This is a genomic window from Microbacterium sp. USTB-Y, from assembly GCF_023703415.1.
Taxonomy (GTDB): Bacteria; Actinomycetota; Actinomycetes; order Actinomycetales; family Microbacteriaceae; genus Microbacterium.
Window position 1 is genome coordinate 182,781 of record NZ_JAGMTU010000004.1, and the last position, 11,429, is coordinate 194,209.

At 72.3% G+C, this 11,429-nt stretch carries 9 protein-coding genes; 2 read left to right on the forward strand and 7 right to left on the reverse strand.

Translation table 11 applies throughout. From position 1 onward, the window contains the following. Positions 1-6: 6 nt before the first annotated feature. From rho to lysA, 4 genes are all read right to left on the reverse strand, one after another. Positions 7-1,968, reverse strand: a complete 1,962-nt coding sequence (rho, locus tag J8G10_RS11645) for a transcription termination factor Rho (protein ID WP_251444719.1) — start codon at positions 1,966-1,968, stop codon at positions 7-9. 197 nt (positions 1,969-2,165) lie between these two features. Beyond that, positions 2,166-3,119, reverse strand: a complete 954-nt coding sequence (gene thrB, locus J8G10_RS11650) for a homoserine kinase (protein ID WP_251445383.1) — start codon at positions 3,117-3,119, stop codon at positions 2,166-2,168. Positions 3,120-3,141: 22 nt separating this feature from the next. Further along, positions 3,142-4,461, reverse strand: coding sequence for a homoserine dehydrogenase (locus tag J8G10_RS11655; RefSeq protein WP_251444721.1), 1,320 nt, complete (start codon positions 4,459-4,461; stop codon positions 3,142-3,144). Next, the gene (lysA, locus tag J8G10_RS11660; RefSeq protein WP_251444724.1) at positions 4,458-5,903 is read right to left on the reverse strand and encodes a diaminopimelate decarboxylase; all 1,446 of its coding nucleotides are present in this window, start codon (positions 5,901-5,903) and stop codon (positions 4,458-4,460) included. Before lysA ends, J8G10_RS11655 begins: the two co-directional genes overlap by 4 nt. Positions 5,904-6,049: 146 nt before the next feature. On the opposite strand from lysA, the gene J8G10_RS11665 reads away from it, so the two are divergent. Both J8G10_RS11665 and J8G10_RS11670 read left to right on the forward strand, forming a co-directional pair. Next, complete coding sequence (locus J8G10_RS11665; RefSeq protein ID WP_251444728.1) at positions 6,050-6,439, forward strand: VOC family protein; 390 nt, start codon at positions 6,050-6,052, stop codon at positions 6,437-6,439. Between the two features lie 230 nt (positions 6,440-6,669). Then, a complete protein-coding gene (locus tag J8G10_RS11670; RefSeq protein ID WP_251444731.1) occupies positions 6,670-7,713 on the forward strand; it encodes a YhjD/YihY/BrkB family envelope integrity protein in 1,044 nt (347 codons plus the stop codon). Position 7,714: 1 nt separating this feature from the next. Here J8G10_RS11670 and J8G10_RS11675 read toward each other — a convergent pair whose 3' ends face one another. The 3 genes from J8G10_RS11675 to J8G10_RS11685 form a co-directional block, all read right to left on the reverse strand. Further along, the gene (locus J8G10_RS11675; RefSeq protein ID WP_251444734.1) at positions 7,715-8,602 is read right to left on the reverse strand and encodes a DUF2993 domain-containing protein; all 888 of its coding nucleotides are present in this window, start codon (positions 8,600-8,602) and stop codon (positions 7,715-7,717) included. A 1-nt stretch (position 8,603) separates the two neighbouring features. After that, positions 8,604-10,271, reverse strand: a complete 1,668-nt coding sequence (argS, locus tag J8G10_RS11680; RefSeq protein WP_251444735.1) for an arginine--tRNA ligase — start codon at positions 10,269-10,271, stop codon at positions 8,604-8,606. 104 nt (positions 10,272-10,375) lie between these two features. After that, on the reverse strand, positions 10,376-11,362 hold the full coding sequence (locus J8G10_RS11685; protein WP_308220696.1) for a BadF/BadG/BcrA/BcrD ATPase family protein: 987 nt from the start codon (positions 11,360-11,362) through the stop codon (positions 10,376-10,378). Between the last annotated feature and the right edge of the window lie 67 nt (positions 11,363-11,429).

Below are 11,429 nucleotides of genomic sequence, written 5' to 3' on the forward strand. Positions count from 1 at the left end.
AGCGGGTCAGCGGATGCTGTTCTCGGAGGCGTGGCTGTGACCCGTGCCCGCGGTCGGCTTGCCCAGCTGCGCGTTCTGCATCTGCAGCAGGAACTCGACGTTGGAGTCGGTCTCCTTGAGCTTGCCCAGCACGACCTCGAGGGCCTGCTGCGGGTCGAGCCCGGCGAGGGCGCGGCGCAGCTTCCAGGTGATCTTGACCTCGTCGGGGCTCAGCAGCATCTCCTCGCGGCGGGTCGAGGACGCGTTGACGTCGACCGCCGGGAAGATCCGCTTGTCGGCCAGCGCACGGCTCAGGCGCAGCTCGCTGTTGCCGGTGCCCTTGAACTCCTCGAAGATGACCTCGTCCATCTTGGATCCGGTCTCGACCAGCGCGGTCGCGAGGATCGTGAGGGATCCGCCGTTCTCGATGTTGCGCGCGGCGCCGAAGAAGCGCTTCGGCGGGTAGAGCGCCGACGCGTCGACGCCACCCGTGAGCACGCGGCCCGAGGCGGGAGCGGCGATGTTGTACGCGCGGCCGAGGCGGGTGATCGAGTCGAGCAGCACGACGACGTCGCGGCCCAGCTCGACGAGGCGCTTGGCGCGCTCGATCGCGAGCTCGGCGACCGTGGTGTGGTCCTCCGCCGGACGGTCGAAGGTCGAGGCGATGACCTCGCCCTTGACCGTGCGCTGCATGTCGGTGACCTCTTCGGGGCGCTCGTCGACGAGCACGACCATGAGGTGCACCTCGGGGTTGTTCTGCGCGATCGCGTTGGCGATCTGCTGCAGGACGATGGTCTTGCCGGCCTTCGGAGGCGCGACGATGAGGCCGCGCTGGCCCTTGCCGATCGGTGCGACCAGGTCGATGATGCGCTGCGTCAGCTTCTCGGGAGCCGTCTCGAGGCGCAGGCGCTCCTGCGGGTACAGCGGGGTCAGCGCGGAGAACTCGACGCGAGCGGCGGCGTCCTCGGTGCTCAGGCCGTTGATGGAGTCGACCTTGACCAGCGCGTTGTACTTCTGGCGCCCCTGCTGCTCGCCCTCGCGAGGCTGCTTGATCGCGCCGACGACGGCGTCGCCCTTGCGCAGGTTGTACTTCTTGACCTGACCGAGCGAGACGTAGACGTCGCTCGGGCCGGAGAGGTAACCGGTGGTGCGCACGAAGGCGTAGTTGTCGAGCACGTCGAGGATGCCCGCGATCGGGATGAGGACGTCGTCCTCGCCGATCTCGGTCTCGAACTCGTCGACGTTCTGGTTGCCGCCACCGCGGCGCTTGTTGCGCTGACGGCTGCGGCTGCTGCCGCCGTCCTCGTCGGCGTCCGGCGCGGCACCGCCGCGGCCGGCCTGGCCGCCATTGCCGTTCTGACCGTTGCTCTGGTTGCCGCCGTTGCTCTGGTTGCCGCCGTTGTTCTGGTTGCCGGCCTGGCCGTCCTGGCCGTTGCGGTTGCGGCTGCGCGAGCGGGAACGGCTGCGGCTGCGGCCGGTCGGCTCCTCGCCGCCCTCCGCGGGTGCCTCGGCGGGCTGCTCGGAGGGAGCCGCGTCGGCCGGAGCCTCCTTGGCCGCCGGCTCCGCGGGCGCCGCGGCAGGCTGCTCGGAGGGAGCCGCGTCGGCCGGAGCCTCCTCGGTCTTCTTGGCGCGGCTGCGCCGGGGCGCCTTCGCCTTCGGCGCCTCCTCGGCCGGGGCGTCCGCCGCAGGTGCGGCATCGGCCGGAGCCGCCGCCTCGGCGGGGGCCGCGGCCTCGACGGGGGCCTCCTCGGTCTTCTTGGCACGGCTGCGCCGGGGCGCCTTCGCCTTCGGCGCCTCCTCCGCGGGAGCGTCGGCCGGAGCCGCCTCTGCGGGAGCCGCGACAGCAGCGCCCGCCTCGGCGGCCTGGGCGGCGCTCGCGGTGGTCGCGCGACGCGGGGCGCGCTTGCGCGGCGCCTTCGGGGCGTCCGCTGCGGACGCGGTCTCGGCCGGGGCCGAGGTCTCGATCTGGGTCTCGGAGATGGTCTCCACGAGTACTCCTCTTGTAAGTCGTGGGTGTTTCGACGCGCACACGGCAGATGCCGGGGCGCGACCGCACGATCATGCCGAGAACAGGCTGTCCCCTGCATGCCACCCGGAGAACACGCTCTCGACGAGCTCGATGACCGGCTCGCGGTGCGGTTTCGGATGCTGTGCGGCTGACGCAGGAAGTGCGTCGCGGGCCGGGATCACGATTGTGACGAAGAACCCTCCGCTCGTTCCCTCACTGTACCACCTCGCACATCGACGGCGACCATCTGCGGGATCCACGGAGTGTCCGTCGCGGCCTCGGCGATCCGGACCGCGTCGAGACGGCTGCCGGGTCCATCGCAGAGCACGAGCACGCTGGGGCCCGCCCCCGAGACGACCGCCGCGAAGCCCTCGGCCCGCAGGGCGCGCACCAGCCGGTTCGTCTCCGGCATCGCCGGTGCGCGGTAGTCCTGGTGCAGCCGGTCGTCGGTCGCGTCCAGCAGCACATCGGGGCTCTGGGTGAGGGCGGCGATGAGCAGGGCGGAGCGGGAGACGTTGAAGACCGCGTCCTCGCTGGGCACCTGATCCGGCTGCAGGCTGCGCGCCGCCTTCGTCGACATCGTGTACCCGGGCACGAGCACGAGCGGCGACACACCGCGGTGCACGAGCAGCTTCTTGTGCTGCGGGCCCCGCTCCCCTGTCCAGGCGATCGTGAGGCCGCCGAACAGGGCCGGAGCCACGTTGTCGGGGTGTCCCTCCAGCTCGGTGGCCAGGCGCAGGAGCGCGGCGTCGTCGAGCTCGACGATGCCCTCGAGCAGTCCCTGCGCGGCGAGGACGCCCGCCGCCACCGCGGCCCCGGACGACCCGAGTCCGCGTCCGTGGGGCACGCCGTTGCGCGCCACGAGGCGGATGCCGGGCATCGCGACCTCCGCATCGGCGAACACGTGCGCGATCGACCGGACGACGAGGTTCGATGCGTCGCGGGCGATCTCCTCCGCACCGGATCCGCTGACCTCGATCTCGTAGACCCCCGGCTCCAGGGCCGTCACCTCGAGCTCGTCGTACATGCTCAGCGCGAGCCCGAGGGTGTCGAACCCGGGACCGAGATTGGCGCTGGTGGCCGGGACGCGCACCTCGACGGTGCGCCCTTCGAGTGCCTCAGGGCCCGGCATCGGGCCTGCCGCAGCGCTCACGTCACTCCCCCTCGACGCGCAGCACCGACACCACGCGGGTGACGGCCTCGCTGTCGGCGAGCCGGGCGACGGTGTCGCTGAGCGCCTGCTCGGTCGCGCGATGCGTGCCGATCACGATGCGCGCGGTCGTACTGTCCTCGCCGCGCTCGATCGTCTGCAACGCGGTGGCGATGGAGACGCCGTGGTCGCTCAGCGTTCCGGCCACGGTCGCGAGAACGCCCGTGACGTCGGCGACCTCGATGGTGATCTGGTAGCGCGTGGTGATGTGACCGAACGGCGCGATCGGCAGGCTCTGCCGGGCCGACTCGCCCACGCCCACGCCGCCCGCGATGTGCCGGCGCGCCGCGGAGACGACGTCCCCGAGCACGGCGGACGCGGTCTGCACGCCGCCGGCGCCCGCTCCGTAGAACATGAGCGGCCCCGCCGCCTCCGCCTCGACGAACACGGCGTTGTTGCCGCCGTGCACGCTGGCCAGCGGATGCTCGCGATCGATGAGCGCCGGGTAGACGCGCACCGAGACCGCGTCGCCCTCCGGCTCCGAGAGGCGCTCGCACACGGCGAGCAGCTTGATCACGTACCCGGCGCGCCGGGCGTCGTCGATCATGTCGGCGGTCACCGACGAGATGCCGTCGCGGTGCACGTCGTCGATCGAGACCTGGGTGTGGAACGCGAGGCTCGCGAGGATCGCGGCCTTCTGCGCGGCGTCGTAGCCCTCGAGGTCCAGCGTCGGGTCGGCCTCGAGGTAGCCGAGCTCGGTCGCGATCCGCTGCGCCTCCTCGGCGCTCAGGCCCTGACGGTCCATCGAGTCGAGGATGAAGTTCGTGCTGCCGTTGACGATGCCGAAGATCCGCTCGATGCGATCGCCGGCGAGGGAGTCGCGCAGCGGCCGGATGATCGGGATCGCGGCGGCGACGGCCGCCTCGTACGAGACGGAAGCACCCACCTGGTCGGCGGCCTCGAAGATCTCGGCGCCGTGCGTCGCGAGCAGCGCCTTGTTGCCGGTCACGACGTCGGCGCCGCTCTGCAGCGCCTGGAGGACATAGCCGCGTGCCGGCTCGATCCCGCCCATGAGCTCGATCACGATGTCGGCGCCGAGGATCAGCGCATCGGCGTCGGTGGTGAGCAGCTCGCGCGGCAGCTCCGCGTCGCGCGGCGCGTCCACGTCGCGGACGAGGATCCCGGCGAGCTCGAGCGTCGCCCCGCTGCGCTCGGCGAGGTCGGCCTGGTGCTCGAGCAGCAGGCGCGCGACCTGGGATCCCACGGATCCGGCGCCGAGCAGGGCGACGCGGAGGGTGCGGCGGTGGCCGGCGAGTTCCGTCATGCTTCTCCTTCTCCGGTGCGGGCACCGGTGCGCTCCGCCCCCGACGCGGCGATGCCGGCGTCCCGGGACAGGAGGTCGGCGAGGGTCTCCCCCCGCACGATCACCCGCGCCTGGCCGTCGCGCACGGCGACGACCGCGGGGCGCGGGGTGTGGTTGTAGTTGCTGGACAGCGCGTAGCAGTATGCGCCGGTCGCCGGCACCGCGAGCAGGTCGCCCGGGGTGACGTCGGAGGGGAGGTACTCGTGATCGACGACGATGTCCCCCGATTCGCAGTGCGAGCCCACGACGCGGGCGAGCACGGGAGCGCCCGTGCCCTCGCGCGAGGCGATGCGTGCCGAGTACTGGGATCCGTAGAGGGCCGGCCGTGCGTTGTCGCTCATGCCGCCGTCCACGCTCACGTAGAGCCGCTCGCCGCGGTCGCCGAGCGAGACCTCCTTGGTCGTGCCGACCTCGTAGACCGTCACTCCGGCCTGGCCCACCACGGCACGGCCGGGCTCGAAGGCCAGCGTCGGGACCGGGATGCCGCGCACTTCGCACTCGCGCGCGACCGCGTCGACGATCGCGTCCGCGAGCTCTTCGATCGGGGTCGGGTCGTCGGCCGACGTATAGGCGATGCCGAAGCCTCCGCCGAGGTTGAGCAGGGGCAGCTCGCCGCCCTCCCGCAACGCCGCGTGCAGCTCGATCATCCGGGAGGCCGACTCGGCGAAGCCGCGGGATCCGAAGATCTGGGATCCGATGTGGCAGTGCAGGCCGCGCAGCTTGAGGCTGGGGATCTCGCGGATCCGCTCGACGAGCGCGGGCGCCGCCTCCAGCGGAGTCCCGAATTTCTGGTCCTCGTGCGCCGTGGCGAGGAAGTCGTGCGTCTCCGCGTGCACGCCGCTGTTGACGCGCAGCAGCACGCGCTGCACGGCGCCGCGGCGCTCCGCGATCGCTCCGAGGCGCTCGATCTCGATCGCGGAGTCGAGGATGATCGTGCCGACGCCCACCTCGACCGCGCGCTCCAGCTCGGACACGCTCTTGTTGTTGCCGTGGAAGCCGATCCGCGAAGGCTTGACGCCCGCGGCGAGGGCCGTCTCCAGCTCGCCGCGGCTGCAGACGTCGACCCGGAGCCCTTCCTGCGTCACCCAGCGCGCGACCTCGGTGCTGAGGAACGCCTTGCCCGCGTAGTACACGCGAGCCTTCGTCCCGTGGGCGGCCGCCGCGGCGTCGAACGCGCTCCTGATCCGGAGGGCGTGCGCGCGGACCTCGGCCTCGTCCAGCACGTAGAGGGGGGTGCCGAAACGGGCCCGGAGCTCCGCGACGCCGACGCCGCCGAGCTCCAGCTCTCCGTCGGCGTCCCGCCGGGCGGAAGCCGGCCACACCCCCGGGGCGAGATCGTTCGGATCGGCCGGTTCCTGCAGCCAGTCCGGGGCGAGCGCGTCGTCGGGCGATGCGGGAAGCACAGGGCACCAATCGTCGTGGGGGACTCGGGTTTCGAGCCCGACCCAGAGCGGGCCGGGTTCTGAGAATTCTAAGGCACCGCACCGCCTCGCCCCGACGGGTGTGACGGTGCGGTGCGCGCCTGCGGGTCGTCTGATTGGATGACGGGATGCGCGGCTTCCATCATGTCGAACTCTGGGTCGTCGACCTGGTACGCGCCGGCGCCGAGTGGGGCTGGCTGCTCGAGCAGATCGGGTTCGAGGCCGACGACGCCTGGGCCGACGGCTGTTCCTGGCGGGCGGGCGAGGCGTACCTCACGATCTGCTCCGCCCCCGCGCTGCATGGCGCGAGTCACGACCGGCGGCTCCCCGGCCTGAACCACCTGGCGTTCCACGGAGGCTCCCGCACCCAGGTCGATGCGCTGATGGCCGCCGCCGAGGCGCATGGATGGCGGACGTTGTACGGCGACCGCTACCCGCACGCCGGCGGGCCTGACCACTACGCCGGATGGCTCGAGAACAGCGACGGCTTCAAGGCGGAAGTCGTCGCGGGCCCCTGAGGTCCGTCGGCGCGCGCGGTGCGCTTCCGCCGGAGATGTGCACCTTCGACGGAGGGATCCGGCGATTTCCTCCGAAGCAGATGCACGACTCCGTGCGAAGCGCACGCCTCTCCGCGCGGGCCGGTGGTGCGCCCCGCCCTGCACCGCGCTTCTGCGGGCTGAGCTGACACGGAGCGGCCCCCGCGTCAAGCGCCTCCGTCCCGGCACTCTCCTCTCGCTACGCTCGACGCATGGGTACCCGCACCGACTCCGAGCACGCACCGGCCGAGAAGACGCGGATCCAGAAGGGGATCGAGGCCGTGCTCGGCCGCGTGCTGAGCTGGCGTGTCGCACGCGCCTGGCTGCTCTACTCCGAGAAGCACGGCCCCGCCCTGGCGGACGGGATCACCTACCGGGCCCTCTTCAGCGTGTTCGCCGCGGTGCTGCTCGGCTTCTCGGCCGCGGGACTGTGGCTGGCCGGGAACCCCGAGGCTCTCGCCGCGCTCGCCCGAGCGGTCGACGCCGCGGTGCCGGGGCTCGTCGGATCCGGCGGACTCATCGACCCGGCGAAGATCACCGCACCCACCGGTCTCTCGATCGCGGGGATCGTGTCGCTCGCCGGGCTCATCGGCGCGGCGCTGGGCGCGATCGGGTCGCTGCGCATCGCCCTGCGCACGCTCGCCGGCGCCCTCGCCGACGACGTGCAGTGGTACTGGGTGATCGCACGCAACCTCGGACTCGCGCTCGGGATCGGGATCGGCTTCGCGCTGAGCGCCGCGGCCACCGTGATCGGATCTGTGGGGCTGGACCAGATCGCCGACCTGCTCGGCTTCCGGCACTCCCCCGCGACGGCCTGGATCGAGCGGCTGCTGTCGCTGCTCATCGTGTTCGCGCTGGACACCGCGCTCATCGCGGGACTCTTCTCCGTGCTCTCCGGAGTGCGCGCCCGAGCGCGCACCCTCTGGGCGGGATCCCTCCTCGGCGGCCTCGGCCTGCTCGTGCTGCAGCAGCTGTCGACCCTGTTCGTCGGAGGCGCTGCGTCGAATCCCCTGCTCGCGTCGTTCGCCGCGCTCATCGCGCTGCTGCTGTGGCTGAACCTGTCCGCGCAGGTCGTGCTGCTGGCCGGCGCCTGGATCATCACGGGGGTGGAGGACGACGAGGACCGCACGTCCGGGCGACCGCGAACGTTCGAGGAGCGGCGGCTGGATCGGGCGGAGCGACTGCTCGCGGCGACCACCGCCGAACGCGATGCCGCGCGCGAGGCGGTCTCCGCGCAGCAGCGCCCGTCGCGCTGAGTCAGCTCGCCGGGCAGGTGCCGTTCTCGAGCAGCTTCGGGTCGGTCGTGATCGCGCTGTCCGCAGAGAACGTCGCGACCAGGGCGTCGCCGTCCACCCGGAGTCCGCTGAGGTGCACGCCCGCCGGCAGCCGGTCGGCGATGCACAGCTTCTGCGTGGCGAACAGCGGCTTGAGGGCGCTCGCGAAGGGCGAGGAGGTGTCGGAGGCATCGAGCGTCATGGCGCCGATCGTCGCCGAGGTGGGCGTGAAGGTGAGCTCGCCGTCCACCGCCCCCGGAGTGAGCGCGAGGGAGAGCGGGACGCTCGCACCGAACAGCGTCACGGATCCGGTCGCCTTCACGTCGGCGCCGACGAGTGTCACGGACTCGATCGGGGTGGATCCGGCGGCGGCCGTGATCGCCTTCTCGAGCTGATCCGCGGTGATCCGGAAGGTGCCCTTCGCGCTGCCCAGCTCGCCTCCGCGGATGGGCACGCCCGTCGCGTCGACCTGCACAGCGCTCGTGATCGGCCCGAGCGCGACGCTCTTCGAGGAGAGCCGGACGTCGTCCAGCCGCCCTGCCACCAGCTGCGGCAGCACGATCCCGCCCACGTTGACGTCCAGCTGCTGATCGGCGGGCAGCTTCAGCGCCGTGATCACCTGCGAGCGGATCTGCTGCGCGACGACCGCGCGCGCCACGAACTCCCCGCCGACGGCGAGCGCCGCGAGCACGACCACGACGATCCCCACCGCCCACGGCCAGCGAGCCCGTCGTCGCGGCGGCGGAACGGCGATGGGCGCGGACGGCAGCGGCCCGCCGGCGCGAGCCGGCGGAACGACGACGGGGTGCTCGGACCCGAGGTTCCGCGGATACGGCTCGGTCGGGTGCATGCCCTCCTCCGCGCCGCTCACGTCACATCCGCTCCGGAGCGGACACCCCGAGCAGGCCGAGCCCGTTGCGCAGCACCTGGCCGGTCGCGTCGTTCAGCCACAGGCGGGTGCGGTGCACGTCCTCGATCGGCTCGTCGCCCTGCGGGATCACCCGGCAGGTGTCGTACCAGCGGTGGTAGAGCCCGGCGAGCTCCTCCAGGTAGCGCGCGACGCGGTGCGGCTCGCGCACCTCGGCGGCGAAGGCCACGATCCGCGGGAACTCCTGCAGCGCGCCGAGCAGCGCGGACTCGGTCTCGTGGGTGAGCAGCTCCGGGGCGAACGCCGAGCGGTCCACGCCGGAGTCGGCCGCGTTGCGCGCCACGTTGTGCGTGCGGGCGTGCGCGTACTGCACGTAGAACACCGGGTTGTCGTTCGTCCGCTTCTGCAGGAGCTCGGGGTCCAGCGACAGCGGCGAGTCGGCCGGGAAGCGCCCGAGCGAGTACCGCAGCGCATCGGTGCCGAGCCACTCGCGCAGGTCGTCCATCTCGATGATGTTGCCCGCGCGCTTGCTGAGCCGCGCGCCGCCCACGGAGACGAGCTGGCCGATCAGCACCTCGACGTCCTTGTCCGGGTCGTCGCCGGCCGCGCCGGCGAGCGCCTTCAGGCGATGGACGTAGCCGTGGTGATCGGCGCCGAGCAGGTAGATCTTGTGCTCGAAGCCGCGATCGCCCTTGTTCAGGTAGTAGGCGGCATCCGCGGCGAAGTAGGTGTACTCGCCGTTGGAACGGCGGATGACGCGGTCCTTGTCGTCCCCGAAGTCCGTGGTGCGCACCCACACCGCGTCCTCCTGGTCGAAGACGTGCCCCTGCGCGCGCAGGCGGTCGACGGCCTGATCGACGAGGCTCGGCCCGCCGTCCTCGCCCTTGGCGTGCAGGATCCGCTCCGAGAACCACACGTCGAAGACGACGTTGAACTTCGCGAGCGACTCCTTCTGCTCCGCGAGCTGGTACCGGTAGCCGAGCTCGCGGGCGACGAGCTGCTGCTCGGCGTCATCGAGGGAGAGGAAGTCCGGTCGGTCCGCGAGCACGCGCTGCGCGATGTCGGCGATGTAACTGCCGGCGTAGCCGCCCTCCGGGGTCGGCTCCCCCTTCGCCGAGGCGACGATCGACCCGGCGAAGCGCTCCATCTGCGCGCCGGCGTCGTTGATGTAGAACTCGCGGGCGACGTTCGCGCCGCTCGCGTCCAGGAGCCGCGCGATGGCGTCGCCGAGGGCCGCCCAGCGGGTGTGCCCGATGTGCAGCGGCCCGGTGGGGTTCGCCGACACGAACTCGACGTTGATCGAGCGCCCGGCCTGCGAGTCGTTGCGCCCGTACGCCTCTCCCGCGTCGACGATGACCTTCGCCAGGGCGCCGGCGGCGCCGGCCTCGAGACGCACGTTCAGGAAACCGGGGCCGGCCACCTCGGCGGAGGCGATGCCGTCCACCGCGACGAGACCGTCGGCGATCTGCTGTGCGAGCTCACGCGGGTTCGCGCCGAGCTGCTTGGCCAGTCGCATGGCGACGTTGGTCGCCCAGTCGCCGTGATCCCGGTTGCGGGGGCGCTCGAGCACGATGTCGGTGGCGTCGAGCGCCAGCGGCTCCCCCGGTCGTCGCTCGTCCGCGATCGGGGCGAGGACGGACAGGATCGCTGCGGCGAGGGCTTCGGGGTTCATAGGACTCCGATTCTACGGCGTGCGCCTCGCTGCCACCGCCGTCCCCGCGCCCGGCGGGCCGACCGTCCGGTGCCCGATCCGGATGCGCCGCCGGGCTCCCGCCGTCAGGCGGGGATCCCGGCCCTGACCCGGCGCAGCGTCTCCTCGTCGACCTCGACGCCCGCGTGGCGCAGCGCGAGCATCGTCGCCCCGGCCGCGCCGCTGTCGACGAGCACGAACGACTGCCTGCCGAAAGCCGCGTCGAGGTGCGCGCGCAGCCGGTCCTGCGGGATCCCGCCGCGGGAGACGATGCTGCCGCCAGCGACGATCGGTCCCGGCGTCCCGCTCACGAGCTCGAGCGTCCGCACCAGCTGGTCTCCGGCTTCGGTGAGGATCCGCCTGGCCACGGGATCCTCCGCATCGGCCGCGTCGAACACGAGCGGGGCGAAGGCCGCGAGCTGCACCGGGCGCCGGGCGTAGAGCGCGCGGACGAGCTGCTCGAGGGCGACGGATCGTCCGTCCTCGCCGCCGTCCGCGTCGCGCGCCCCGGTCGCGCCGGTCGCCTGCAGCACGAGCGGCGTCAGCGCGGTCGCCGGTCCGAGCCCGTCGAGCTCGTCGACCGCCGCCGCGGCCGCGGCGCGTCCGATCCAGAAGCCGCTGCCGCGGTCGCCGAGCAGCCAGCCCAGGCCGTCCGCCGTGGCCACGATCCGGCCGCCCTCCACGCGCACCGCGCTCGCCCCGGTGCCGCACACCAGTCCATAGCCCACGGGGGCGACGGCGCCGCTCGCGTACATCGCGAGCAGATCGGACTCGAAGGTCAGCGTTCCCGCGAAGCCGTCCTGCGTGAGCGGATCCAGGATCCAGTCCGACGCGCCGCCGCGCGCATCGTGACCCGCCATGGCGACGACGATCCACGACACGTCGGCGAGAGTGGCTCCTGCCTCGTCCAGCGCGCCGGCGATCGCACGGCGGACCTCGGCGAGCGCCACGGGAATTCCCGATGACGTCGGATTTCCGCTGGCTCCGCGACCGAACCCGACGCACTCACCCCGGTCCGTCGCGAGCACCGCCCTGGTCGACGTCCCACCCGCGTCCACACCCATCACGAGCATGTTGAACCCCAATTTGTTATCTGTCCTACTTGATTTTTCATCCGCGACCTGATGAGAATGTTTTTCA

Excerpts from the sequence above, each read along its gene's own strand:
- J8G10_RS11670 (WP_251444731.1), top strand. The coding sequence starts at position 6,670 with ATGGGTACCCGCACCGACTCCGAGCACGCACCGGCCGAGAAGACGCGG.
- J8G10_RS11655 (WP_251444721.1), bottom strand. The coding sequence starts at position 4,461 with ATGACGGAACTCGCCGGCCACCGCCGCACCCTCCGCGTCGCCCTGCTC.
- J8G10_RS11685 (WP_308220696.1), bottom strand. The coding sequence starts at position 11,362 with ATGCTCGTGATGGGTGTGGACGCGGGTGGGACGTCGACCAGGGCGGTG.
- argS (WP_251444735.1), bottom strand. The coding sequence starts at position 10,271 with ATGAACCCCGAAGCCCTCGCCGCAGCGATCCTGTCCGTCCTCGCCCCG.
- J8G10_RS11665 (WP_251444728.1), top strand. The coding sequence starts at position 6,050 with ATGCGCGGCTTCCATCATGTCGAACTCTGGGTCGTCGACCTGGTACGC.
- thrB (WP_251445383.1), bottom strand. The coding sequence starts at position 3,119 with ATGCCGGGCCCTGAGGCACTCGAAGGGCGCACCGTCGAGGTGCGCGTC.